The following is a 24,775-nucleotide window of genomic DNA, read 5'->3' on the forward strand; positions in this document are numbered from 1 at the left end:
GTTCAAGCACCCTACGGTCTCGTGCTGTTCGAGTCCTTCCGCCCACCGCCGCTCAGGAGCGTCCATGGCCACGACCGCACCCGTGCATCCCGTAGACGAGGTCCCACCCGTACGGCAACTGGCCGCCTTCGGGTTGCAGCACGTGCTCGCGATGTACGCGGGCGCGGTGGCCGTGCCGCTGATCGTGGGCGGCGCCATGAAGCTGTCGCCCGCCGACCTGGCGTATCTGATCACCGCCGACCTGCTGGTGTGCGGCGTCGCCACCCTGATCCAGTGCATAGGCTTCTGGCGCTTCGGCGTCCGGCTGCCGATCATGCAGGGCTGCACCTTCGCGGCCGTGTCGCCGATGGTGCTCATCGGGACCACGGGGGGCGGGCTGCCCGCCGTCTACGGGGCGGTGATCGTCGCCGGGCTCGCGATCATGCTGCTGGCGCCGGTGTTCGGCAGGCTGCTGCGGTACTTCCCGCCGCTGGTCACCGGCACGGTGATCCTGGTCATCGGGGTCTCACTGCTGCCGGTGGCGGGCAACTGGGCGGCCGGAGGCGTCGGTTCGAAGGACTTCGGGGCACCGCGGAACCTGGCCCTGGCCGCCTTCGTGCTGGCGGTGGTGCTGGGCGTGCAGCGGTTCGCGCCGGCGTTCCTGAGCCGGGTCGCGGTGCTGATCGGCATCGCCGTGGGCCTCACGGTCGCGGTGCCGTTCGGGTTCACCGACTTCGGCGGGGTCCGGGACGCCGACTGGGTGGGGATCAGCACGCCGTTCCACTTCGGTACGCCCGTCTTCCACGCGTCGGCGATCGTGTCGATGCTGGTCGTGGCGCTGGTGACGATGACGGAGACGACCGGCGACCTCATCGCGGTCGGCGAGCTGACCGGGCGGAGGGTCCAGCCGCGGGCGCTCGCCGACGGGCTGCGGGCCGACGGCCTGTCCACCGTCCTCGGCGGCGTCTTCAACACCTTCCCCTACACGGCGTACGCGCAGAACGTGGGCCTGGTCGGCATGACCCGGGTGCGCAGCCGCTGGGTGGTCGCCGCCGCCGGCGGTCTTCTCGTCCTGCTCGGGCTGCTGCCGAAGCTGGGCGCGGTGGTGGCGGCGGTCCCGGCTCCGGTGCTGGGCGGTGCGGGCCTGGTGATGTTCGGGACGGTCGCGGCGAGCGGGGTGCGGACCCTGGGACAGGTCGACTTCGAGGGCAACCACAACCTGACCGTCGTGGCCGTGTCGGTGGCGGTCGGGATGCTTCCGGTGGGCGTGCCGACGGTCTACGCCAAGTTCCCGGACTGGTTCCAGACGGTGATGAACAGCGGGATCAGCGCGGGCTGCCTGACGGCGATCGTGCTCAACCTGCTCTTCAACCACCTTCCCGCGCGGGGCGGTTCACCCACCGCCGAGGCGGAGAGCCTGCCGGTCGGCAGCGGCGAGTAGGCAGTCGAGCAATCCCGGGAAGAGGTCGTCGAGGTCGTCCCGGCGCAGGCCGTTGAGCTTGGCCGTGCCCCGGTAGACCTGCCGGATCACTCCGCTCTCGCGCAGTACCCGGAAGTGGTGCGTGGTCGTGGACTTGGTCACCGGCAGGACGAACTGCGAACAGGAGAGCTCGTCGCCGTCGGCGGCGAGCTCCCGCACGATCCGCAGCCGCAGCGGATCGGACAGCGCGTGCAGCACGGCTTCGAGCCGGATCTCCTCGCGGGCGGGGTGCGGAAGGTCCCGGCTGCCGGCGCCGGGGGCGGAGAGGGTCACGTCGGCTCCACTTCGTACGAGGTCCTCATCCTACGAGAACCATCGTAGTTTGACACCTGCCGTACTACGAGGACTATCGTACGAGTCGGCCCAGGTTCCGTGAGGCCCCGTGACGACCCGTGACGCCCGTGACGAATGGAGTCCGCCGTGAGTGCGCTCTTCGAGCCCTACACCCTGCGCGAAGTGACGATTCCCAACCGGATCTGGATGCCCCCGATGTGCCAGTACTCCGCCGCCCCGGAGGGCCCGTCGACCGGCGCCCCCGCCGACTGGCACTTCGCCCACTACGCGGCGCGTGCCGCCGGCGGCACGGGTCTGATCATCGTCGAGGCCACCGCGGTGTCGCCCGAGGGCCGGATCTCCCCGTACGACCTCGGCATCTGGAACGACACCCAGGCCGAGGCGTTCCGCAGGATCACCCGCTTTCTGCGGAGCCAGGGCACGGTGCCCGGGATCCAGCTCGCGCACAGCGGCCGCAAGGCGTCGACCGACCGCACGTGGAAGGGCGGCGCGCCGGTGGGGCCCGAGGCGCACGGCTGGCAGCCGGTCGCGCCGAGCCCCGTCGCCTTCGGCGACCGGCACCCGGTGCCCACCGAGCTGACCGTCGAGGAGATCCAGCGGATCGTGGCCCGGTTCGCGGACGCGGCCCGCCGGGCCCTCGCCGCCGGGTTCGAGGTCGCCGAGATCCACGGCGCCCACGGCTATCTGATCAACGAGTTCCTCTCCCCGCACTCCAACCACCGCACCGACGCCTACGGCGGCTCCTACGAGAACCGCGTCCGCTTCGCGCTCGAGGTCGTCGACGCCGTACGGGCGGTGTGGCCGCAGGACAAGCCGCTGTTCTTCCGGATCTCCGCCACGGACTGGCTGGAGGACGGGGGCTGGACGGCCGACGACACGGTGCGTTTCGCCGCCGAGCTGCACACCCACGGTGTCGACCTGCTCGACGTCTCCACCGGCGGCAACGCCTCCTCGGTGCGCATCCCGACGGGGCCGGGCTACCAGGTGCCGTTCGCGGCGCGGGTGAAGGCCGAGACGCCGATGCCGGTCGCCGCGGTCGGGCTCATCACCGACGCCGAGCAGGCGGAGAAGATCGTCGCCAACGGCGAGGCGGACGCGGTCCTCCTCGGCCGCGAACTGCTCCGCACCCCGACCTGGGCCCAGCACGCCGCCCGCGAACTGGGCGGCTCGGTCCACGTGCCGGAGCAGTACCACCGGTCGGTCTGAGGGGGTGACGCGCCGGGCCGGCCGCCGGCCCGGCTGTCCGCCGAGGGGCGGTGGCGGCCGGCGGCAGACGGCTTGTGGTCGGCCGGCAGTCGGCCGCCCCCTGCCTCTACGAGCGCTCCGTCGGCAGGAGCCGCGTGATCGTCTCTTCCAGGCGGGGCAGGGTCCGTTGGCCTGCCAGGGCGAGGGCGATCGCCGCGGCGACACCCGCCCAGGCCACCGGGCCGAGCGGGGTGCAGCCGACGAGGCGGCTGACCCCCGGGGTCTGGACCACGGCGACCAGGACGAGGGCGGAGCCCAGGGACGTCACCCGGACCAGGGTGCTGCCACGGCGGTCGAGCAGGGTCTGGGCGAGCTGGGTGCCGACCACCCCGCACAGCGCCATCGTGCTGGAACGGCGGGCGGTGCCCGGTGTGAAGCGGCCGATCAGCCAGGCCGTGACGGCGCCCAGGCAGGTGGTCAGGGCCCGATGGCGGATCTGCCGGATCAGCGGGTCGCCCAGGACCCCGCCGGCCACGTCCTCCGGCGAGCCGGCCCGCGCCTGCGCCGGGTCCTCCTTCGGTGTCACCGCCACCGCCATGGCCGGGAACAGGTCCGTGAACAGGTTCACCATGAGCATCTGACGGGTAGACAGCGGCGCGGTGCCCGACAGCAGGGTGCCGACCAGGCCGAAGCCGACCTCGCCCGCGTTCCCGCCGATCAGGATGGCGATGGCGTCGGCGACGCTGTGCCACAGGGCGCGGCCCTCGCCGATCGCGTCGATCAGGACGGTCAGGTCGCCGTCGGTGAGGACGATGTCGGCGGCGTTGCGCGCGGCGGCCGAGCCGCGGGCGCTGATGCCGACCCCGATGTCGGCGGCACGGATCGCGGCCGCGTCGTTGGCGCCGTCCCCGACCATGCCGACCACCCGGCCCGCGTCCCGCAGCGCCTCCACCACCTGGAGCTTCTGCTCGGGCGCGACGCGGGCGACCACACCGGCGTCGCGCAGCATCCGCGCCCTGGCCGAGCGGTCGGCGGCGGCCAGTTCGTCCCCGGTGACCACGATCGTGTCCTCGGGCCAGCCCAGTTCGGTGGCGATGGCCCGGGCCGTCTGCGGGTGGTCGCCGGTGAGCATGACCGGACGTACGCCCTCCTCGTACAGTCCGTTCACCAGGACCGTGGAGGTCTCGCGCGGGACGTCCGACAGCGCCAGCAGCCCGGTGAACACCAGCTCCCGAGGCTCTTCGAGGGCGTCCGTCCCGGCCTCATCCTCCCGGAGCCGGCGTTCGGCCACCGCCAGGACCCGCAGCCCGGCACCGGCCAGTTCATGGGCGGCGTCGGAGGCATGGGCGGGAAGGCCGGCGCAGGCGGGCAGTACGGTCTCCGGGGCGCCCTTGACCACCAGCACGCGCGGGCCGTCCGCGACCCGGCCCACGGCGGCGGCGTATCCTCGGCCGGCCTCGAAGGCGAGGCCCTCGAGCTGCGTCCAGTCCGGGTCGCGGCCGGCCGCGTCCAGGACGGCCTCGTCGGTGGCGTGCACCGGCCGGCCGGAGCCGCCGTCCGTCCGGGGCCCGCCGTCCGGCCGCGGGCCGCCGTTCAGCCGCGGGCAGGCCCGCGCCGCCGTCCGCAGGGTGTCCGCCGAGGCCGCGTCACGCGCCCGGCGGACCGTGCCGCCGGCGTCGGACACCCGCACCACACGCAGCCGGTTCTCGGTGAGCGTGCCGGTCTTGTCGAAGCAGAGGGTGTCCATCCGGCCCAGCGCCTCCAGCGTGCGCGGGGTGCGGACGAGGACTCCGCCCCGGCTCAGCCGCCGCGCGGCCGCCAGCTGCGCCACGGTGGCCACCAGTGGCAGGCCCTCCGGTACGGCGGCCACGGCGACGGCCACACCGCCGCTCACCGCCTCACGGATGGCCGTACCGCGCAGCAGCGCCAGACCGGTCACGGCGGCGCCGCCCGCCAGGGTCAGCGGCAGCGCCTTGCCGGTGAGTTCCTGGAGCCTGGCCTGCACACCGCCCGCGGGGGGCGTGCGGGCGGCGAGGTGGACGGCGCGTGCGGCCTCGGTGCGCTCGCCGGTGTCCACCACGACGGCCCGGGCCTGACCGGCCACCACGGTCGTGCCCTCGAAGACCATGCAGCTCCGGTCGGCGACCGGGGCGTGCGGGGTCGGGTCCGTCTGCTTCTGCACCGGAAGGGACTCCCCCGTCAGCGCGGACTCGTCGACCTCCAGACCCTCCTCCCACAGCAGCCGGGCGTCCGCGGGCACCACGTCGTCACCCTTCAGCTCGATCACGTCGCCCGGGCGGAGCTTGCCCGCGTCGACCGTCAGGGTGCCGCCCGCCGGCGCCTCCGTCTCCGGGGGCGCCACGCGCGCCTTCCGCTTCTGCTCCGCGACCAGCCCGGACAGCGCCCGCTCGGCGCGCAGCCGCTGGATGCCGCCGATCAGGGCGTTCAGATCGAGGGCGCCGACGACGAGCAGCGCGTCCACCACGGAGCCGAGGATCGCGGAAGCGGCCGAGCCCACGGCGAGCACGGGGGTCAGCGGGTCGTGCAGTTCGCCGCGGACGGCCCCGCCCAGTTCCAGGGTCCACCGCGCCGGGGCGACGACGGGGTGCCGGGTCACGCTGTCGACGGCCCTGCGCATCCTGGCCGCGGCCCGCTGGAACGGGGTGGCCACGGCACCCGGTTCCCGCTCCAGCCGCAGCCGGGCCTCGTCCGGGGCCAGCTCGTGCCAGTGCACACGCGGTCGCGGGTGCGGCGCACGCGCGGTCGCCACGGCGAAGGCGGCGCGCGCCCCGGACAGCAGGGCCGCCGCCGCGCCGATGTCGACCGGCGCGTGCCGCAGCCCGGGCAGCACGGCGCGCTTCCCCCGCCCGCCCTTGGACTCGCCGATGGCCACCAGCAGCCCGGAGAGCGCGGCACCGGATCGGGCCAGGGTCTGCGACCGGTGCCCGATCTCGCGGGCGGGGGGAATGGCCGTCAGCACCCGCCACACGTCGGGCAGTCCGTGCAGTGCCAGGAGGTCCGCGCCCCACACGACGGCGCCGTCCCGGTCCGTGAGGGCGACGGCGACGTCGCTTCCACGCAGCCCGGCCAGCAGGTCGTGCTCGTCGGCGGAGCCCATACGGGCGACCACGACGACGGTGCCCTCCTCACCGCGCAGCCCGTACACGACGTCGTCCAGCGGCCGCCGCATGTCGACGACCTGGTCGGCGAGCGCCGTGAAGTCCTCCAGGGCGGGGTCGTCCACGACCACGACCCGCAGCCCGGCCCGGCGCGCCGCGTCCATGACGGGCTCGACCCACGGATCGGCCTCGCCGTCCTCGGTGCGCAGCGCACTCGGGTGCAGGACGACCGTGTCGGCCATCTCCAACTGCCGCAGCCGCTCGGGGTCGCGCACGAGGACGCCGGTCCGGGACAGGGCGGCGCTCAGCAGCGCGTGGAACACGGCCGGCCCGTAGCGCGCGGCCTTGGGCGAGCCGGCGAGCACCGCCTCCGCCGCCTCGGCGCCCACGTGCTTGACCAGGAGCGTCGCCGCGGCGCCCAGGACGCTGCCGGCGGAGGCGTGGGTGGCGTAGTCCTGGGCCGGGGACACCCGAAGCGGCGGGCGCGGGGAGCCGTTCCCGGCGACACTGACCCGGTCGGGTGCGCACAGCTCGTCGTGGACCGCGTCGAAGGCGGCCAGGCGGGCCACCGTCTCACCGAGCTGGCAGGCCCGCAGCGCTCCGTCGAGCACCAGCGAGGTGGGGGTCTGGCCCGCGCCGTGGGCGGCCGCGTTCACGCAGGCCAGCAGCAGATCCATACGGTCGCCGCCGAGCCGGGCGTGCAGCCAGGCCCGGAAGCGCGGGTTCTCCCGCAGCAGGGTGACCGCGGCGGTCACCATCCGGGGCGACGGCGGCAGCCGCAGGGCGTACGCGGTGACCCCCGCGACGATGCCCGTGACGTCGGCCGCGAGGGTGGCGGAGGCGGTGCGCACCCCGGCCGGGTCGGCGGGATGTGTGACCTCGTCCGGGAAGCCGCCCGCGAGGACCAGCCCGTGCTGCTCGGCGAGTTCGGCCGCGTGGTCCACGACCCGGTCGCCGAACTCCTCCTCGGTCACGGTCACCACCAGACGTGCGAGTCCCTCGTCCCAGTACGCGAAGGCCACGTCCGGATGCTCCGCCAGGGCCTCGGCGATCCTGCGTGCCAGATGTTCCCGGCCGCCCGCGCGCCGCACCTGTTCCGGTTCCGCGGGCCGCAGCGCCAGGTGCGCCCGCGCGCCCGACCGCCAGTGCCCTCCGCCACCGGGCAGCGCGTGCCGGGCGACCCGCGCGACCCGCGCCGCCGAGTCCGCGCTCCGTACGCCGGCGCGTGCCGTGCCCGCCAGCGCCCCGGCGGCCACCCCGACCGCCGGCGCCGCGGCCCGCGCGAGCATGGCGGGGGCCGCGGGCAGCAGCCGGGCGGCGGCCGACGGCGCCGTCAGCAGTCCGAACCCCATGGCGCGCCCTCAGCGGGTGGTGCGGCCGGGCCGCGCCGTCGGGCCGAGGGGGCCGGTGGACGCGCCGGGCGCGGGCGCCTCGCCCTGCTCCTCGGCGGACGTCTCTGCCGGGGGAGCCGCTTGCGGCGACGGCTCCTGCGCCGACCGGGTGGCGGTGGGCCGGGGCGCCGTGGGCGCCTGGGAGCGCGCCGGTGCGGGTGCCCGGCCGCCGGGCTTCGGCCCGGGCTCCTGGGTGGATCGCAGAGCGGCGGAGGCGACGTCGCGCGCGGGCTCCTGGGTTGAGGGAGGGGTCCGGCGCCCGGGCTCCTGGGCGGCGGGAGCGACCTGGCGCGCGGGCTCGTGAGCCGGGTGGGCGGCGGCTTCCGCGGGCTTCCGGGCCGAACGGGCGACACCCTGCGCGGGCTTCCCGGCCTCGGCCGGGGCACCCGCGGTCTCCGTGGGCCGCGGCCGGGTGAACCACGCCACGGCCGCGCCGGTCACCGCGACCGGCCACTCCACCACCCCGATGACACCGAGCACCCCGGCGCCCGTGTAGACCACCAGCCGGCGCCCCCGTGGGGACACGGCGCCGATCTTGTCCAGCGTTCCCCGCGCCGCCCTGCCGACCGTCCCGGCGCCCGGCACCCGGCGCAGTACCGAGGTCGCGCCGCGCAGGGGCGCCGTAAGGACCGACGACGACTTCTGCTCAGCCATGACTCTCCTCGACCGTGGTGTGCGAGCGCTTTCCGTGGCCGCCCCGCACCCGGCAACGCGCCGGCCGTCCCGCCTTCTCCCAGGGAACGCCACGGACCGCACCCTCGCCACTGGGCACGGGCCGTCCCGGCACACCACGTCCCGGGTGCGGAGGAACCGACGGGCGCACGAGGCGCTCCCGACGGTGCGGCGCGCTGCCGACGGCCCGGCGCGCTGCCGACGATGCGCGCAGGCAGGCGCCTACCGCCCCGCGCGGCCGAGCATCTCCTCGGTCAACTCCCGCTGGTAGTCGGTGTAGGCGGTGCGCAGGGCCGGTCCGGGCCAGTCCGCCGGGAGCAGTTCGGGCGGCAGGACCGGGTCGGCCAGCAGATGCCGTACGACGGCCGCGAGGGCGGTGAAGCGGTCGGCCGGCCGGTCCGTCCGGGACACGTGGGCGAGCAGCGCCCGTGCCGTGTCCGCCCAGGCTTCGAGCGGCCAGAGACGCGCGGCCAGCTCGCGGGCGGGACGCTCGGGGCGGGCGCGACAGCGCTCGGTCACCCGGTCGAGCTCCTCGGGCCAGGGCCTTCGCAGATTGGCGGGCCGCAGCCAGACGCCCTCGCGCAGTTCGGCGAGGCGGAGCTCGGCAAACCGCGCGCGCAGCTCGGCGCGTTCGGCGGGGCCCCGGCCGGTCGCCGTCACGACGACCATCTCCCACTCCCCGTCCCAGCGCCGGGTCTCGGGGTGCACGGCCGCGTCCTGGCGGCGCTGGCGCTCCAGCAGCCGGTCGCTGAGGCGGTACACGGTGTCCGCACGCCGCAGGTCCCCGGCCGCCACCATCCGGCTCAGCGCCGCCCGCAGGGTCGAGCCGGCGACGCCGAAGGGTTCGACCGCCTGGACGAGGTCCTTCACGGGCAGCTCGGGCGGGTGCGTGCCCAGCAGCAGGCTGAGGACGACCGACCGCGCGGACAGCGGGCGCAGGCCGACCCCGGCGGGCTCCTGGGAGACGTTCATGGTCGCCAACTGTACGGATCCGTCGATGTTGCAGCATTGCTGCGGTCGCAGCGAAAGTGCAACACTGGCCGCATGGCCTCGACACTCCCGCACACACGACACGACCAGCAGGGCGGCCCGCAGGACGGGCACCAGGGCGAGCAGCCCGGCGGACGGCGGTTCGAACCGTCCGACGGAGTCCAGGGAGGACACCCCGGCGGACTCCAGGGCGAACATCCCGGGGGGCGCCAGGGGGGACAACCCGGCGAGCGGCCGTGCGCCGGAACCCACGACGTCGCCAACCAGGCCCCTCCCCTGGCCCCGTACGACGCCTCCGAGGACACGGCGCTGCTGGAGGGGCTGCGGCGTGAGGGCGCGGGCTGGGCCGAGGAGGGACTCCGGCGGCTCGGGCTGCGGGCCGGCAGCGCGGAGGTGCAGGAGTGGAGCGAGCTGGCCAACCGGCACGAGCCGGAGCTCCGTACCCACGACCGGTACGGCAACCGGATCGACGAGGTGGACTTCCACCCCAGCTGGCACCACCTGATGCGGGCCGCGGTGGCCGAGGGGCTGGCCGGCGCGCCGTGGGCGGACGACCGTCCCGGCGCCCACGTCGCCCGCACCGCGCGCGGTCTTGTGTGGGGCCACACCGAGGCGGGACACGGCTGCCCGACGTCCATGACCTACGCCGCCGTCCCCGCCCTGCGCGCGCAGCCCGAACTCGCCGCCGTCTACGAGCCGCTGCTGACCAGCCGCGTGTACGAGCCGGGGCTGCGGATCCCGGCCGAGAAGCCGGGTCTGCTGGCGGGCATGGGGATGACCGAGAAGCAGGGTGGTTCGGACGTCCGGACGAACACGACGACGGCCACGCCCACCGCCGAGCCCGGCGTGTACACGCTGCGCGGGCACAAGTGGTTCACCTCGGCGCCGATGTGCGACGTCTTCCTGGTACTGGCGCAGGCCCCGGGGGGCCTGTCCTGTTTCCTGGTGCCGCGCGTCCTGCCGGACGGCAGCCGCAACACCTTCCGCATCCAGCGGCTCAAGGACAAGCTCGGCAACCGGTCCAACGCCTCGTCCGAGCCGGAGTTCGACGCGACCGTGGCCTGGCTGGTCGGGCCCGAGGGGCGGGGCGTCCGGACGATCATCGAGATGGTCAACTGCACGCGGCTGGACTGCGTGATGATGTCGGCGGCCCTGATGCGCAAGACGCTCGTGGAGGCCGGCCACCACGTACGCCACCGCCGTGCCTTCGGCGCGCTGCTGGCCGACCAGCCGCTCATGCGGAACGTCCTGGCCGACCTGGCGCTGGAGTCGGAGGCCGCAACGACGCTCGCGCTCAGGCTGGCCGGGGCGGCCGACCGCGCGGTGCGGGGGGACGCCGGCGAGGCGGCGTTCCGGCGGATCGCGACCGCCGTCGGGAAGTACTGGGTCACCAAGCGCGGTCCGGCCTTCACCGCGGAGGCCCTGGAGTGCCTGGGCGGCAACGGCTACGTCGAGGAGTCCGGAATGCCCCGGCACTACCGCGAGGCGCCGCTGCTGTCGATCTGGGAGGGCTCGGGGAACGTCAACGCGCTCGACGTGCTGCGGGCGCTGGGCCGGGAGCCCGGCGCGGCGGAGGCGCTGTTCGCCGAACTCGCCTCCGCCGAGGGCGCCGACGCCCGGCTGGACGCGGCCGTGACCCGCTTGAAGGACCAGCTGACCGAGGCGTCCCCGGTGGGCGCGCGCCGCCTGGTGGAGCTGATGGCGCTGACCCTGCAGGCCTCCCTCCTGGTCCGGTACGCCCCGCCCGCGGTGGCCGACGCCTTCTGCGCGACCCGGCTCGGCGGCGACTGGGGACACGCCTTCGGCACGCTGCCCGGCACCACGGACCTCGGCACGATCCTGGGACGGGCGCTGCCGGACCGGGACTGAGCCCCGTCCGGCACCCGGTCTCGGCGCGGCTCGGGCTCGGGCTCGGGCTCCGGCTTCGGCTCCGGCCCGGGTCACTGCCCGTCCGGCCCTCGGCTCCGGCTCTGCTTCGGCTTGGCTCGTGCCGGTCCAGCCCGCGGCTCCGGCGCGGCTCCAGCTCGAAACGCCACCCGTGCGGCCCCGGGCTCCGGGCTCCGGCTCTGGGTTGACTTGGGTCACTGCCCGTCCAGCCCGCGGCTCCAGCTCGAAGTGCCGCCCGTCCGGACCCCGGGCTCCGGCTCTGCGTTGGCTTGGGTCACTGCCCGTCCAGCCCCCGGCCTCCGGCGCGGCTGGGACCGCCGTCCGTCCGGAGTCGGGCGGGCGGCGGGCCGGCTTCACCAGGTCTTACGGCCCCACAGCGGGCCGAAACGTGCCCACTCTGCGTCCCACTGCTCCATCCGCCGGCGCTCCAGGCGGCGGCACAGGACCCGGCCGCCGACCAGGGGGAAGGCGGCCGCGGTCGTCCCCACCAGGCCGCCGATCACCACGGCTCGCGTCCGGGCCTGGGCGGCCGTGGCGGGCCGGGTCACCAGCCGGCCCTGCGGGTCGGTCCACACGGTGACCGGCGTACCGACCGCGCTGCCGGGCCGGACCCTGACCTGGCCGGTGTGCGCGGAGCCGTCCGCGCCGCTCCACCGCACCTTCGTCCACACCCTCAGGCCGCCGCTCGCCCGGTCACCGTCCTCCTCTCCGTCCTCCCCGGACCCCTCGTCGCGCGACTGGGTCCCGACGGAGGTGCCGGGCGCCTGCCGCGCCACCAGGGCGAGCGTGGGCCGCCACTCGACACGCTCCCGGGCCAGCCCGTGCTCCACGGCCCGGGCCGCCGTCCATCCGGCGAGCACCCCGGCGAGGACGGTGCACAGCCAGGCACCGAGCACCACCCAGGCCTCCACCGCGTCGGCGCGGCGTCTGAGCGGATTGCGGCGCCACCGCCACAGCCACACCTTCGGACCACGGAACGCCATCGAAGGCATCCTCCTCACGAGCGCACGGACATGCCGGACCGCCCTCCCATACGAAGGAGGGGTCCTCGATGCTCACGGCGATTCCCCCGAATCGACGTTCCCACGAGTCCCGGCGCCCTCGCACGGTTCTGCCGGAATCCGTGGAAGCAGGCCGGGCCGGGATGGTAGGGCGTCTCGGCATCGCCGCTCTGAGCTGCGGCGACGCGGCTGCGGGGGTGACTGTCAGTGGTGGGGTGCAGACTGGCCGGTGTCCGGGACGAGGAGGTCTCGGACGACGATGTCGCGGAGGTGATCGGCATGACCGAGGTACTGCTCGCCGTAGGGACCCGCAAGGGCCTGTTCATCGGACGGCGGCGGGGCGGCTCCTGGGAGTTCGACGACAGCCCGTACTTCAACGCGCAGGCCGTCTATTCGGTCGCCATCGACACCCGGGGCGGCACCACGCGGCTGCTGGCCGGAGGCGACAGCTCGCACTGGGGACCCTCCGTGTTCCACTCCGACGACCTGGGCCGGACCTGGACCGAGCCCGCCCGGCCGGCGGTCAAGTTCCCCAAGGACACCGGCGCTTCGCTGGAGCGCGTGTGGCAGCTGCACCCTGCCGCCGCCGAGCCGGACGTGGTGTACGCGGGCACGGAACCGGCCGCGCTGTACCGCTCCGAGGACCGCGGCGAGAGCTTCGAACTGGTGCGGCCCCTGTGGGAGCACCCCACACGGTCGAAGTGGGTGCCGGGCGGGGGCGGTGAGGGTCTGCACACCGTGGTGACCGACCGCCGCGACCCGAAGGCGGTCACGGTGGCGGTCTCCACCGCCGGGGTGTTCCGCACGGTCGACGGCGGCGCGAGCTGGGCGCCCGCCAACTCCGGTGTCTCCGCGGTGTTCCTGCCCGATGCGAACCCGGAGTTCGGGCAGTGCGTCCACAAGGTGGCGCAGGACGCGACCGACCCCCACCGGCTGTACCTGCAGAACCACTGGGGGGTGTACCGCAGCGACGACGCGGGCGCGCACTGGACGGACATCGGCGCGGGCCTGCCCTCGACCTTCGGCTTCGCCGCGGCCGCCCACCCCCACCGCGGGGACACGGCGTACGTGTTCCCGATCAACGCCGACGCGGACCGCGTGCCCGCCGGCCACCGGTGCCGCGTGTTCCGCACGGCGGACGCCGGCAAGAGCTGGGAGCCGCTGTCGGCCGGTCTGCCCCAGGAGGACCACTACGGCACCGTGCTGCGCGACGCGCTGTGCACCGACGACGGGGACCCGGCCGGCGTGTACTTCGGCAACCGCAACGGCGAGGTGTACGCCTCGGCGGACGACGGCGACAGCTGGCGGCAGTTGGCGTCCCATCTGCCGGACGTGCTGTGCGTGCGCGCGGCGGTGATCGGTTGAGCACGTACGCGGAGGCCGGTGCCGTGCGCCCGGACACGGCCACCCCGGTCCGGGACACGCCGAGCGGGCCACCGACGGACTCCGAGGACGTGAACTGCCGGGAGGGAAAAGGTCGTTCACTTTCGGGGACGGTTCGGTCATCCTCGGTCGGCGAGGGCCCACCGGTTGATCGTCGGCCGGTGCCCGGCAGTAGGGTGACGCCCGTGGCACCACGACCGTTGCATGAGATCGTCGAACCGGGCTGGGCGAAGGCGCTGGAACCCGTGGCCGGACGGATCGCCGGGATGGGCGACTTCCTGCGCGCGGAGGTCGCCGCGGGACGCACCTACCTCCCGGCCGGGCAGAACGTCCTGCGGGCCTTCCAGCAGCCCTTCGACGACGTCCGCGTCCTGATCGTCGGGCAGGACCCGTACCCGACCCCGGGGCACGCGGTGGGGCTGTCGTTCTCGGTCGCGCCCGATGTGCGCCCGCTGCCCGGCAGCCTGATCAACATCTACCGGGAGCTGCAGAGCGACCTGGGGCTGCCGCAGCCGTCCAACGGTGACCTGACGCCCTGGACCCGGCAGGGCGTCCTGCTGCTCAACAGGGCGCTCACCACGGCCCCGCGCCGGCCGGCCGCCCACCGCGGCAAGGGCTGGGAGGAGGTCACCGAGCAGGCGATCCGGGCCCTGGCGGCGCGCGGCAAGCCGCTGGTGTCGATCCTGTGGGGCCGCGACGCCCGCAACCTCCGTCCGCTGCTGGGCGACCTGCCCTCGGTGGAGTCCGCCCACCCCTCCCCCATGTCGGCCGACCGCGGCTTCTTCGGCTCCCGCCCCTTCAGCCGTGCCAACGACCTGCTGATCCGGCAGGGCGGCCAACCGGTGGACTGGCGACTGCCGTGACGCCCGGCGGCCCACCGGGACCGCCCCGGACCGAGCGCGGCGGGGCGGCCGCGGGCGGGGACGACCGGCAGGCCGGTGCCGAGTGCGTCGCGCGCGCCGGTGCGGAGCGGCGGCCCCGCGGGCCGGCGCCCGTGCCGTCGGCGAGCGGCTCGACACCGCCGCTGCCGGCGGGCGTCGCCGGGCGCAGGTCCGACGTGTGCGGGTTTCTCGCCGTGGACTCGGGGGGTTCCGGGCTCCGGGCCGTCGTCGGAGTGCCCGGGGACGACCCGTCCACTCGGCCGCAGCGGGAATCCGGGGAACCGGTGCGGACCGGCGTCCGGGGGATCGACCCGGGCCATCTGATGGACCAACTGGTGCCCATGGCACGGGCGCTGGCCGCCGAGGCCGGCGTGGGGCGACTGGGAACGGCCGTCGTGGGCGCCGCCGGGCTCGCCGGCCTGGGAGACGCCCTGCGCGCCGAACTGCCCGCCGCCCTGGCCCGGGAGTTCGGCGTGCGGACGGTCGCGCTGGTGGCCGACGCGGTCACCGCCTACACCGGCGCCCTCGGCGCACGGCCCGGCGTCGTGATCGCCGCGGGGACCGGACTCATCGCTATCGGCACCGACCTGGCCCGCTGGCGCCGCGCCGACGGCTGGGGCCACCTGCTCGGCGACTGCGGCGGCGGGGCGTGGATCGGCCGTGCGGGACTGGAGGCCGCGCTGCGCGCCCACGACGGACGGGACGGCGGCTCGGCCGCCCTGCTCGCCTGCGCGGAAGAGGTGTTCGGGCCGATGCCGGAGCTGCCCGGAATGATCTACCCGCGGGCGGACCGCGCCGCCGTCCTGGCCTCGTTCGCGCCACGGGTCGCCTCCTGCGCACCGGCCGACCCGGTCGCGGCCGGGATCCTGCGCGCCGCGGCCCGGCACATGGCGGAGTCGGCCGCCGCCGTCTGCCCGCCCACGGGCGAGCCCCGGATCGCCCTCACCGGCGGCCTGTTCAAGATGGGCGACCCCCTTCTCGTACCCCTGGACCGGGAACTGGCCAGGCGGCTGCCGCACGCCCGGCGCGTGCCCGCCGAGGGGGATCCGCTCCACGGCTCCGTGCGCATCGCGACCGACCTGGCCGGGGGGGTTCTCACCCTGCCGGGGGACGAGAGGATGCTCTACGTCGCCCACCCGTGAGGGAATCGGGCTCCCACGTCCGCGCATGTCGGACAAGTGCGGCCATGTTCTAGGCAAGTTGTCACATCCGGCCCGATTCTGTGCGTCGGTGTTCGGATCCGTACGTAACTCAATCAGACAAAACCGGACGGATACCGCTCACCTGCACCCTCCCCGAACAGGGGAGCCCCGAAAGCCAGTAACATGCGGCGCCATGAGCTCCCCCACTGGGCCCGCGTCCGGCCTGCCAGTACGAATGCCGCGCCCCCGCCAGCCCGGACGGCACCGTCGTCCCGAACCGCTGGCGGCTCCCGAGGGCGCGCCCGCGCTCGTCCTCGCGGTGCCGGGCACGCCCGGCGCCACCCCGCGCGGCCTCGCCGAGGAGGTCGTGAGCATCGCGCGCTCCGAGCTTCCCGGCCTCGACGCACGGATCGGTTACGTCGAGGGGGACGACGCCGAGCACCCCTCGCTGCAGTCCGTGCTCGCGCAGGCCGCGGAGGAGCGCACCGCCCGCTACGAGCAGGCGGTCGCCGCCGGCCTGGAGGTCAAGGAGCCCGACGGCCCCGTCGCCGTCGTGGTCCCGCTGCTGGCCGGTCCGGACAGCGCGCTGCTGCGCCAGATCCGACAGGCCGTCATGGACAGCCGGGTCGCCGCGGAGCTGACCGACGTGCTCGGTCCGCACCCGCTGCTCGCCGAGGCGCTGCACGTGCGTCTGTCCGAGGCCGGTCTGGCCCGCGCCGACCGTGCCCGCCTGTTCACCGTGGCGACCGCCGCGGACGGCATCGTCCTGGCCTCCGTCGGGGGCGACGAGGCCGTGCAGGCGGCCGGGATCACCGGCATGCTGCTCGCCGCCCGCCTCGCCGTGCCGGTGATGGCGGCCGCCCTCGACCAGGAGGGCTCCATCACGGCCGTCGCCGAGCAGCTGCGCTCCTCCGGTTCGCAGCAGCTGGCGCTGGCGCCGTACCTGATCGGCCCGGAGATCGACGCCGGGCTGGTCGCGGCGGCCGCCGAGGAGGCGGGCTGCGCGGCCGCCGAGCCCCTCGGCCCCTACCCGGCGATCGGCAAGCTCGCCCTGGCCAAGTACACGACGGCCCTGGGTATCGCCCCGCAGCAGCCGCAGGGCGCGCCGGTTCGCTGAGCAGGCCGTTCCACCGCACCACCCGTACGAGGAAGGACCCCGCTCCTCACCGAGGAGCGGGGCCCTTCGTCTCGCCGCCCGCCCGCGGTCAGCCGAAGACCACGCAGGAAGCTGCCGGGACCCGCACGGCACCGGCTCGCACCGGCAGCCCCGTCTCCGGATCGAGGGCGAACCAGGTCACGTCCCCGGACCGCTCGTTCGCGACGTAGAGGAAGCCGTCGTGGAGGGCGAGGGCGCGCGGCCAGTGGCCCCCGCTCGAAACCGCCCCCACCAGTCGGAGCCGGTCCCCGCCCTCCTCCACGGCGAACAGGGACAGCACGTCCTCACCGCGCGTCGCGATCCACACGAACCGCCCGTCCGGCGCCACGACGATGCCGGAGGGGTGGGCGTCGCCGGCCGGGGCGTCCGGCAGGACCGGCGTCTCGGCCAGCGGCCTGAGCAAGCCGGCGGCGGCGTCCCAGCGGCAGACGGTGACCGTGGGGGTGAGTTCGTTCACGACGTAGGCATGGACGCCGTCCGGGTGGAAGGCCAGGTGGCGCGGTCCGGAGCCGGGGCGCAACGCGATCTCCCGGTGCGGCAGGAGCTTGCCGTGCGTGAGCGTGCACACCCGGACCGAGTCCGTCCCCAGGTCGACGCTGACGACCCAGCCGCCGCTCGGGTCCTGCTGCACCTGGTGGACGTGCGGGCCCCGCTGGCGACGCTCGTGCGGGCCGGAGCCGGTGTGCTGGAGCACGTCGGACGGGCTGTGCGCGAGACGCCCGTCGGCCCGGACGGGAACCGCGCTGACGCTGCCGGAGCCGTAGTTGGCGGTCAGGAGGTGCCCGTCCACCAGGCTCAGGTGGGTGGGGCCGCTGCCGCCGACCCGTACCGGCGATCCGGCGAGTTCGACGGTATCCCCCTTCACCCGGTAGGCGGCCGCGGCTCCCTCGGCCGTCTCGCTGACCGCGTAGAGCGTGCCGCCGTCCGGCGACAGGGCCAGGTAGGACGGGTCGCGCACACCGTCCGTGCGGTTCAGCACGGTCAGCGCGCCGCCGTCCCCGGCCACGGTCGCGGTGACGACACCGGGGCCGCCCTCCGCCGTGAACGATCCGATGAAAGCCCGCCGTCGCCGCGTGCCGCCGTCCGCCACAGCTGTCCCCTCTCGCTCGCCCGTGCCGTTCGGGGCGACGGTAGCAGCCGATCAAGATCGGTCTAGACCAAGCGGGGAGACGCGCCGCCGCGGCACTTCGGCGGGCGCGCACGGCTTCGGCGTGGGAGGCCCTGCGCCGCGTAGGCGACGTAGGCGTCGGAGGCTCTGCGCCACGCCGGGCGTCGCAGGTCCTGCGCCACGCCGGCCCTTCGTGGCCCCCTGGCTCTCCGGCGTTCGAGAGGTCGCGCGGCCCCGGCCCGTCCGAGACCCGGCGGTACCTCGGCCGCCCGGGAGCCTCCGCCGTCCCGGCGTTCGAGGGCGGCCACGGCCAGGGGGTTCGGGGCCCCCGCGCCGCCGAAGGCCCGCGCGGCCACGGCCACCCGAGGGCCCGCACCGCCCCGGCTGCCGGGGACTCCGTATCGCCCCGGCTCCTCTGGATCAGCGCCGCCCTGGCCCTTGGAGGCCCGCTGGCACTCCGGCACTCCGGCACTCCGGCGTTCGAGACCCCGCACCATCCCGGCGTTCGTGACCCCGCACCACCCCGGCATTCGAGGCCCCGTGCCGCTCCGGCCGCTGGACACCCGCGCGGCCCCGGCCGTCCGACGGGCGCGCGGCCCTGCGGCCCGTTCGCGCCCCCGTGACGAGCCGCTTGGCGCGAGGGACGGTCGTCAGGCCCCGACCAGGGGCGAGCCCGGCGGGGTCCGTAGGGGCTCGGCCAGGCCGGCGAGAGCCCGCTCCAGTCCGTGCAGATGGGCGAGTGCGGGTTCCGCGATCGGCGGGCGGGCGGTGTCCACGTCGACGCGATCGGCGCCGCCGGTGGTCAGCGCCTCCACCGCGGCCTCCACGCGCCAGCACGCGGCGGCCAGCCGTGCGTCGTGGGAGGCCACCGGGTCGGCGGCGACGGAGACGAGGCCCCGGATCTCACGGGCGCAGTCGTCGAGCAGGGCGAGCACCCGGCGGGCGCGCCGCTTGCGGCCCAGCATGGGGTTCAGCGGGTGCACGAGGGGTGCGACGGACAGCCGCACCCGGCCGAGCAAGTGCTCCAGTTCGGCCACCCGCGGCGCGGGGTCGGCGTCCGCGGCACCCGCGAGGCGGGCAGCGGCCTCGCCGGTGCACGCGTGGACGCAGTGCAGGGCACGCTGGATCCAGGAGTCGGTGACGGCGTGGGTGGTGACCGGCAGCACGAAGAGCACCGCCAGCCCGGCTCCGAGCGCGCCGATGCCGGTCTCCACGAGCCGCAGCGCGAGCAGTCCGGGGCTCATCACGCCCAGGAGCCCGTAGAGCGACTCGGCGAGCAGCGTCACCCAGAGCATCATCCAGGTGTAGGAGACCGCGGCGGTGTAGAAGATGCCGAAGACGCTGACGGCGGCGAGGACGGCGGTCGGGAGCGGGGCTCCGTGCAGGGGGACGGCGACGAGGAAGCCGAGTCCGATGCCGATGACCGTGCCGAGGACGCGCCGGAAGCCGCGTACCAGGGTCTCGCCGCGCGAGGCGGTGTTCACGAAGACCCACCAGGTGGCGCCGACGGCCCAGTACCAGCGCTGCCCGGACATCAGCTGGCCCACGACCAGCGCGAAACCCGCGCCGGCGGTCGCCTGGACGGCCTGCCGGGTGGTCACGCGGGCGAGTCCGGTGCCGCCGGTCGGGGCGGGCACGGCGACCGGCGGCAGCCGGCGCTCGTAGCACCACAGCCCGAAGCGCACCGCCGCCGCGCTGAGCACGGACAGCAGTACGGCGGAGAACAACTCGGGCAGCCGGTCGGTCGTGGCGTGGAGGAACTGCGCCACGAAGAAGGTCATGAACGCGAACACGCCAAGGCTGTGCCCGCGCGGTCCCCAGCGGCGTGCGTACACGCCCGCGCCGACCACGGCGAGGAAGGTCAGGTCACGCGCCACGGGGTGGGCGTGCAGCTCGGCGGCGGCGGCGAGCACGGGCAGGCCGACGACCGGCAGCAGCGCGGTGGTGACCGCCTGGCCGCGGACCGTGGCGTCGGCGACGGTGAAGAGGGCGAGCAGAGCGGCGAGGCCGCCGGTGACGGCACCCACCAGGGAGTGTCCGGCCAGGCCGCAGACCACGACTGCGAGGCCGATGCCGAGCACGGCCCGGGCGGCGAAGCGCAGTCGGATCCGGCCCGGGTCCGGAGCCGCGAACACCCTCTTCAGCACGGATTACCGCCCCCTTCGGAAGACCTGTGACCAGGCCCGTGACGGCGGGAACACCGCGGGCACGGGAATCGCCGGGGCCTCGTGGCGCACCGGCATGAAAAAGGCGCCGCGGGATCCGCAGCGCCATCGACCCGACCATGAGAGCATCCGGGCGGCCTCCGGCTCAAGTGTCCGGTGCGCCACTGGGCCATTGGCCCAGCTCGGGATCGACGCAGCGGCCCGGCACCGGGCCAATGGACGACTCCCGCCGGCTCACCCCGGCCGCACTCGGCTGAGCCATTGGTACAGTCGGTAGTGATCACACCGCACCAGGAAGGCCGACACCACCGTGGCCGTTGACGAGCTCGACACCCGCATCCTGCGCCTGCTGCTGGAGCAGCCGCGCACCAGCGTGCGCGAGTACGCCCGGATCCTCGGTGTCGCGCGCGGCACGCTCCAGGCCCGCCTCGACCGGATGGAACGGGACGGAGTGATCACCGGCACGGGCCCGACGCTCTCCCCCTCCGCGCTCGGCCACCCCGTCCTCGCGTTCGTCCACATCGAGGTCACCCAGGGTCGCCTCGACGAGGTCGGCGACACGCTGGCCGGTGTGCCGGAGATCGTCGAGGCGTTCTCGATCACGGGCGGGGGCGACCTGCTGACCCGGGTCGTGGCCCGCGACAACGCCCACCTGGAAGACGTGATCCAGAAGCTCATCAGCCTCCCGGGCGTGGTCCGCACCCGCACCGAGGTCGCCCTGCGCGAGCGCGTCCCGTACCGTCTGCTGCCGCTCGTGGAGTCGATCGGCCGTACGACCAAGAGGTGACGCGCGCCCCGCTAGGAACGGCGGCGGGGACGGCCGCGGCCGTCGCTCCTGGAGCCGCCGCCGGACGAGCCGCCGCGCCCGCCCCGGCCGCCGGACGCCTTCCTCCCCGCCGTGCCGCCGCCGGTCCTGCCCGCCGCGCCGCCGGCCTTCCCGCCGGTCTTCCCGCCCGCCGTGGGCTTGCGGCGGGCGCCGGACCCGGCGCCCTCGGACCGCTTGCCCCCCGCCTCCGCGGAGGACTGCTGGGGTCGGCGTCCCCGGGTGCTGTTGGCCGTCCGTCCGCGGACGATCCCGATGAAGTCGTCGACCAGGTCGGTGGTCGCCTCCTCCGGCCAGCACAGAGCGACGCCGGACTGCGGGGCGTCCACGACCGGCCGGTAGGTCAGGTCCCTGCGGTGGTGGAGACGGGCCAGGGACTGCGGGACGACCAGCAGGCCCACCCCGGCCGCCACGAGCTCGACGGCGTCCTCGGTGGTCGCCGGGCGTTCGAAGGCCGGCTCGCCGGGAGGCCGCTCCCAGCCGAGCACGTCGTCGAGCGGGTGGAAGAGGACCTCCTCGGCGAGGTCCTCGAGGCTCACCTCGTCCGCGGCGGTCATCAGGTGGTCCTTGGGCACGACCACCACCGTCGTCTCGGCGTAGAGGGGGATCGCGCTGAAGAACGTACGGTCCACCGGCAGCCGTACCACTCCCGCGTCCGCGTCGCCGCGCCGCAGCACATCGGATGCCTCGGCGGCCGGGACCTGGAGGAGGGTGAGCGGGACGTCGGGCAGGCGCTCGTTCCAGATCCGCACCCACTTGGCGGGCGTCACCCCGGGGACGTACGCGAGCCGGAACTGGGGGGATGCTTCCGAGCCTGTCACCCCGCCAGGTTACCCGGCGTGGTCGGCGGCCTTCTCCGCGGTCGATAGTCTGGACACCATGAAGTCGCACCAGACCGCCCAGACGATGAAGCCCGCCACCGCGGCGAAGAAGCTGGGCGTGTACCTCCCCGCCACGCCCGCCGATTTCCAGGAGGGCGTCGTCTCGCGCACCGAGCTCGACCAGCTCCAGGCCGATCCGCCCGAGTGGCTGCGGGAGCTGCGGCGCAACGGTCCCCACCCCCGCCCGGTGGTCGCGGCCAAGCTGGGCGTCTCCATCTCCGGTCTGGCGCGCGGCGGGATCACCGACCCGCTCACCACCGAGCAGATCGAGGCGCTGAAGGAGGAGCGGCCGGAGTGGCTGGAGAAGGAGCGCGCCACCCAGGCCGAGGTCCGCAAGGAGTCGGCACGCCTGAAGGAACGGGACGCCGAGCGCGCCGAGCAGGATCGGGCGTAGCCCTACGGGGCCGTCCCCGGAACCCCTGACCCGTCACTCCCGCACCGGATCCGGGCCCCGGTCCCGGTCCCGGTCCCGGGGCGACGGTCCCGGGGCGACGGTCTCACCCGTTGCCAGTCGCTGTCCCGCGTCTCGAAGTCCGTTCGCCGGACGCCTCATCGCGCTTCCGTGCGCCCCCGCGGAGAGGGGGTGAGAAGGCCGAGAACACGTTGGACTGGGCAGGACTTGAAGCGAGCGCCAAGCCCTGAAAGATCGCACGTCCCGTGTGTGTCGACTGAGGCAGGTGGTTGTCGGTGAGCCGTGTCGCGCCCGAAGCAGACCGAACCTGGATTGTGGGTACTGCGCCAGGCATATTCCCCTTCGTGAGCCACGGTATCGCCCTGTTCCGTCGGCCGCTGGCTTTTCTCAGTTCCTTACCGGCGCACGGGGATCTGGTCCGGATACGGCTGGGCCCCACGCGCGCCTGGGTCGTGTGCCACCCGGAGCTGGTGCACCGGATGCTCCTGGACACGCGCTCCTTCGACAAGGGCGGCCCGCAGTACGACAGGCTGCGGCTGCTGATGGGCGACGGACTGGTGACCAGCCGTCAGGAGACGCACCGCCGGCAGCGCCGGCTGCTGCAACAACGCTTCACCCCGGCCCGGATCGCCGCGCACACCCGGCTGATGGGCGAGGAGGCCGAGGCGGTGTGCCGGACGTGGCGGCCGGGGCAGCGGATCGACGTCAGCGCGCAGATGATGGCGCTGACCACCCGGGTGACCGGCCGTGTCCTGCTCTCCGACACTCTCGACGAGGCGACGGCGGCGGAGGTGAGGGACTGTCTGTCCGCCATCGTGCGCGGCCTGTTCGTCCGCACCGTGGTCCCGGTCGACGCCCCCTTCCGCGTCCCCACTCCCGCGAACCGGCGCTACCGGAGCGCGGTCGCCCGGCTGCACGCGATCGTCGCCTCGGCCGTCGCGGAGCGCCGTGCGGGGCCTCCCCGCGACGACCTGCTCGGCACCCTGCTGGCGGCCGCGGACGGCGGCGACGGAGCTGCGGCGATCAGCGAGCGGGAGGTCCACGACCACCTCATCACGCTCCTGCTCACCGGGGTCGAGACGACCGCGCTGTGCCTGGCCTCCGCCTTCAGCCTGCTCGCCCGGCACCCCGAGGCCGAGGAGCGCCTGCACGCCGAGGTCGACACGGTCCTCGACGGCCGCCGGCCCGGCCCCGACGACCTTCGCCGCCTCGTCCACACCCGCCGCGTCGTCACGGAGACGCTGCGCCACTCCCCGCCCGGCTGGCTCTTCACCCGTGTCACCGCGAAGGAGACCGAACTCGGGGGGTGCCGTCTGCCCCGGGGGGCCACCGTGCTCTACAGCCCCTATCTGCTGCACCACGACCCCGCTTCCTTCCCCGAACCGGACCGCTTCCTGCCGGAGCGCTGGCTGCCGGACCGGGCCGGCGGCGTGCGGCACGGCGCGATGCTGCCGTTCGCCGCGGGCAGCCGGAAGTGCATCGGTGACTCCTTCGCCGTGACGGAGGCGATGGTCGCCCTGGCGGCCGTCGCGGCCCGCTGGCGGCTGCGCCACCCGGCCGGACCGGTCGCCGCGCCGCGCCCCGCGGTGACGCTGGGGCCGAGGTCGCTGGTGATGTGGTGCGCGCCGCGGGCGCAGGAACCGGTCCGCACACCGTCGGAGGAACCGGTCCGCACACCGTCGCAGGCACCGGTCCGCACACCGTCGCAGGCACCGGTCCGCACACCGTCGCAGTCGCGTTTCCTCGCTCACCGGGGGACGGTGGATTCCCGGGCACAGGACTCCCGAACGGCAGGTGACCGTGATGTCGACGACGCATGAGGAACGCACGCTCGCCGAGCGGCGCGGGAGGCCGGCCGCCAGTCTGCGGGATCTGATCGACGCCCAGCTGCACATGCCCTTCCCGTTCCGCAGCAACCGTCACGAGGCCGAAGCGGCGGCCGGCATGGACGTATGGCTGCGCGAGCGCGGGCTGACCGCGGAGCCGGGGGTGGCGGACATGATCACGCGGACCCGGCCGGCCCAGCTCGCGTCGTACACCAGCCCGACCGCCGATCCGGAGATCCTTCGCATCGTGGCGAACCAGATCGCCTACCAGTTCGTCTTCGACGACCGGGCGGAGGAGATCGGCCGGCGGTCCCCGGAGCGGCTGCTGCCCATGCTGTGCGAGAGCGTCGCCGTGCTACGGGACGGCGAGGCGCCCACCACCGTGCTCGGCGCGGCCCTCACCGACCTCCACCGGCAGGTGCGGGAACGGTGCACCCCCGCGCAGGCGGCGCGCTGGGCGTGGCACAGCCGTGAGTACGTGCACGGTCTGATGTACGAGGCGGTGGCACAGGCCGGCTCCGCCCCGCTGCGGCTGGGCGTGTGCACGTCGATCCGGTCGCTCACCGCGGGCGTCGAACCGTTCTACCCGCTCTACGAGGCGGCGCAGCCCTGCGCGCCGACGCCGGAGGACATCCATCACCCACTCGTGCAGCGGCTGCGGCGGCTGTCGGTCGACGCCGCGGTGTGGACGGCGGACCTCTTCTCGGCGGTGAAGGAGCAGCGCGCCGGCGGAGTGATCAATCTCGCCCTGGCCCATCAGAGCACCCACCGATGCTCACTTCCGGCGGCCGTCATGCTGACTGCCCGTCAGATCAACCGGGCCGTCCGGGAGTTCGAGATGCTCCGCGCCCGAGTGGAGCCGGAGTTGACCCCGGCGGGTGTCGGCTATGTGGACGGCATGACCGGCTGGATCCGCGGGTGCTACCACTGGTCCCGGAGCGTGCCGCGTTACGCGGACGCAACGACCTCACCCGCCTTCTGACCAGACAATCTAACTACT

19 protein-coding genes are annotated in these 24,775 nt (G+C 75.0%); 11 read left to right on the top strand and 8 right to left on the bottom strand.

Annotated elements, in window-relative coordinates:
• The first annotated feature begins 64 nt into the window (after positions 1-64).
• Complete coding sequence (locus ACIQ9G_RS21980; protein ID WP_403612063.1) at positions 65-1,420, top strand: nucleobase:cation symporter-2 family protein; 1,356 nt, start codon at positions 65-67, stop codon at positions 1,418-1,420.
• On the opposite strand, the gene ACIQ9G_RS21985 is transcribed toward ACIQ9G_RS21980, so the two are convergent.
• A complete protein-coding gene (locus ACIQ9G_RS21985) occupies positions 1,373-1,732 on the bottom strand; it encodes an ArsR/SmtB family transcription factor (protein WP_392193263.1) in 360 nt (119 codons plus the stop codon). The genes ACIQ9G_RS21980 and ACIQ9G_RS21985 overlap by 48 nt on opposite strands.
• A gap of 147 nt (positions 1,733-1,879) precedes the next feature.
• Between ACIQ9G_RS21985 and ACIQ9G_RS21990 the strand changes: the two genes are divergently transcribed.
• Positions 1,880-2,959: an NADH:flavin oxidoreductase/NADH oxidase gene (locus ACIQ9G_RS21990; RefSeq protein WP_403612066.1), complete on the top strand. Its 1,080-nt coding sequence runs from the start codon at positions 1,880-1,882 to the stop codon at positions 2,957-2,959.
• 106 nt (positions 2,960-3,065) lie between these two features.
• On the opposite strand, the gene ACIQ9G_RS21995 is transcribed toward ACIQ9G_RS21990, so the two are convergent.
• From ACIQ9G_RS21995 to ACIQ9G_RS22005, 3 genes are all read right to left on the bottom strand, one after another.
• Positions 3,066-7,409, bottom strand: coding sequence for an HAD-IC family P-type ATPase (locus ACIQ9G_RS21995; protein WP_403612069.1), 4,344 nt, complete (start codon positions 7,407-7,409; stop codon positions 3,066-3,068).
• Positions 7,410-7,418: 9 nt separating this feature from the next.
• A complete protein-coding gene (locus tag ACIQ9G_RS22000; RefSeq protein ID WP_403612072.1) occupies positions 7,419-8,102 on the bottom strand; it encodes a hypothetical protein in 684 nt (227 codons plus the stop codon).
• 240 nt (positions 8,103-8,342) lie between these two features.
• The gene (locus ACIQ9G_RS22005; RefSeq protein WP_403612075.1) at positions 8,343-9,092 is read right to left on the bottom strand and encodes a PaaX family transcriptional regulator C-terminal domain-containing protein; all 750 of its coding nucleotides are present in this window, start codon (positions 9,090-9,092) and stop codon (positions 8,343-8,345) included.
• 72 nt (positions 9,093-9,164) lie between these two features.
• Here ACIQ9G_RS22005 and ACIQ9G_RS22010 point away from each other — a divergent pair, with 72 nt between their 5' ends.
• On the top strand, positions 9,165-10,979 hold the full coding sequence (locus tag ACIQ9G_RS22010; RefSeq protein WP_403612078.1) for an acyl-CoA dehydrogenase family protein: 1,815 nt from the start codon (positions 9,165-9,167) through the stop codon (positions 10,977-10,979).
• 371 nt (positions 10,980-11,350) lie between these two features.
• On the opposite strand, the gene ACIQ9G_RS22015 is transcribed toward ACIQ9G_RS22010, so the two are convergent.
• Entirely contained in the window at positions 11,351-11,980 is a 630-nt protein-coding gene (locus ACIQ9G_RS22015) for a hypothetical protein (RefSeq protein ID WP_403612081.1), read from the bottom strand.
• A gap of 225 nt (positions 11,981-12,205) precedes the next feature.
• Between ACIQ9G_RS22015 and ACIQ9G_RS22020 the strand changes: the two genes are divergently transcribed.
• The 4 genes from ACIQ9G_RS22020 to ACIQ9G_RS22035 all read left to right on the top strand — a co-directional run bounded on the left by ACIQ9G_RS22020 (position 12,206) and on the right by ACIQ9G_RS22035 (position 16,521).
• A complete protein-coding gene (locus tag ACIQ9G_RS22020) occupies positions 12,206-13,363 on the top strand; it encodes a WD40/YVTN/BNR-like repeat-containing protein (RefSeq protein WP_403612083.1) in 1,158 nt (385 codons plus the stop codon).
• A 203-nt stretch (positions 13,364-13,566) separates the two neighbouring features.
• Entirely contained in the window at positions 13,567-14,244 is a 678-nt protein-coding gene (locus ACIQ9G_RS22025) for a uracil-DNA glycosylase (protein WP_403612086.1), read from the top strand.
• 302 nt (positions 14,245-14,546) lie between these two features.
• Positions 14,547-15,404 (top strand): N-acetylglucosamine kinase, encoded by an 858-nt coding sequence (locus ACIQ9G_RS22030; protein WP_403612089.1) that lies wholly within the window; start codon positions 14,547-14,549, stop codon positions 15,402-15,404.
• A gap of 193 nt (positions 15,405-15,597) precedes the next feature.
• Positions 15,598-16,521 (top strand): sirohydrochlorin chelatase, encoded by a 924-nt coding sequence (locus ACIQ9G_RS22035; protein ID WP_403612092.1) that lies wholly within the window; start codon positions 15,598-15,600, stop codon positions 16,519-16,521.
• Between the two features lie 88 nt (positions 16,522-16,609).
• Here the strand turns inward: ACIQ9G_RS22035 and ACIQ9G_RS22040 are convergent, their stop codons facing one another.
• Together ACIQ9G_RS22040 and ACIQ9G_RS22045 are read right to left on the bottom strand one after the other, a co-directional pair.
• Complete coding sequence (locus ACIQ9G_RS22040; protein WP_403612095.1) at positions 16,610-17,650, bottom strand: lactonase family protein; 1,041 nt, start codon at positions 17,648-17,650, stop codon at positions 16,610-16,612.
• Between the two features lie 668 nt (positions 17,651-18,318).
• Positions 18,319-19,815: an FUSC family protein gene (locus tag ACIQ9G_RS22045; RefSeq protein WP_403612098.1), complete on the bottom strand. Its 1,497-nt coding sequence runs from the start codon at positions 19,813-19,815 to the stop codon at positions 18,319-18,321.
• Between the two features lie 328 nt (positions 19,816-20,143).
• Here ACIQ9G_RS22045 and ACIQ9G_RS22050 point away from each other — a divergent pair, with 328 nt between their 5' ends.
• Complete coding sequence (locus ACIQ9G_RS22050) at positions 20,144-20,620, top strand: Lrp/AsnC family transcriptional regulator (protein ID WP_403612101.1); 477 nt, start codon at positions 20,144-20,146, stop codon at positions 20,618-20,620.
• 11 nt (positions 20,621-20,631) lie between these two features.
• Here ACIQ9G_RS22050 and ACIQ9G_RS22055 read toward each other — a convergent pair whose 3' ends face one another.
• Entirely contained in the window at positions 20,632-21,477 is an 846-nt protein-coding gene (locus ACIQ9G_RS22055; protein WP_403612104.1) for a LysR family substrate-binding domain-containing protein, read from the bottom strand.
• 58 nt (positions 21,478-21,535) lie between these two features.
• Between ACIQ9G_RS22055 and ACIQ9G_RS22060 the strand changes: the two genes are divergently transcribed.
• The 3 genes from ACIQ9G_RS22060 to ACIQ9G_RS22070 all read left to right on the top strand — a co-directional run bounded on the left by ACIQ9G_RS22060 (position 21,536) and on the right by ACIQ9G_RS22070 (position 24,757).
• Positions 21,536-21,931, top strand: a complete 396-nt coding sequence (locus tag ACIQ9G_RS22060) for a DUF5997 family protein (RefSeq protein ID WP_403612106.1) — start codon at positions 21,536-21,538, stop codon at positions 21,929-21,931.
• A gap of 362 nt (positions 21,932-22,293) precedes the next feature.
• On the top strand, positions 22,294-23,769 hold the full coding sequence (locus tag ACIQ9G_RS22065; protein WP_403612108.1) for a cytochrome P450: 1,476 nt from the start codon (positions 22,294-22,296) through the stop codon (positions 23,767-23,769).
• Positions 23,753-24,757: a (-)-alpha-amorphene synthase gene (locus ACIQ9G_RS22070; RefSeq protein WP_403612111.1), complete on the top strand. Its 1,005-nt coding sequence runs from the start codon at positions 23,753-23,755 to the stop codon at positions 24,755-24,757. Before ACIQ9G_RS22065 ends, ACIQ9G_RS22070 begins: the two co-directional genes overlap by 17 nt.
• Positions 24,758-24,775 lie beyond the last annotated feature (18 nt).

This window comes from Streptomyces sp. NPDC096152, assembly GCF_044763235.1.
In the GTDB taxonomy this organism is placed as follows: domain Bacteria; phylum Actinomycetota; class Actinomycetes; order Streptomycetales; family Streptomycetaceae; genus Streptomyces.

Bases quoted from the DNA above. Each gene is read 5' to 3' on its own strand.
- ACIQ9G_RS22005 (WP_403612075.1), bottom strand. From the start codon at position 9,092: ATGAACGTCTCCCAGGAGCCCGCCGGGGTCGGCCTGCGCCCGCTGTCC.
- ACIQ9G_RS22015 (WP_403612081.1), bottom strand. From the start codon at position 11,980: ATGGCGTTCCGTGGTCCGAAGGTGTGGCTGTGGCGGTGGCGCCGCAAT.
- ACIQ9G_RS21980 (WP_403612063.1), top strand. From the start codon at position 65: ATGGCCACGACCGCACCCGTGCATCCCGTAGACGAGGTCCCACCCGTA.
- ACIQ9G_RS22000 (WP_403612072.1), bottom strand. From the start codon at position 8,102: ATGGCTGAGCAGAAGTCGTCGTCGGTCCTTACGGCGCCCCTGCGCGGC.
- ACIQ9G_RS22035 (WP_403612092.1), top strand. From the start codon at position 15,598: ATGAGCTCCCCCACTGGGCCCGCGTCCGGCCTGCCAGTACGAATGCCG.
- ACIQ9G_RS22010 (WP_403612078.1), top strand. From the start codon at position 9,165: ATGGCCTCGACACTCCCGCACACACGACACGACCAGCAGGGCGGCCCG.
- ACIQ9G_RS21995 (WP_403612069.1), bottom strand. From the start codon at position 7,409: ATGGGGTTCGGACTGCTGACGGCGCCGTCGGCCGCCGCCCGGCTGCTG.
- ACIQ9G_RS22060 (WP_403612106.1), top strand. From the start codon at position 21,536: ATGAAGTCGCACCAGACCGCCCAGACGATGAAGCCCGCCACCGCGGCG.
- ACIQ9G_RS22070 (WP_403612111.1), top strand. From the start codon at position 23,753: ATGTCGACGACGCATGAGGAACGCACGCTCGCCGAGCGGCGCGGGAGG.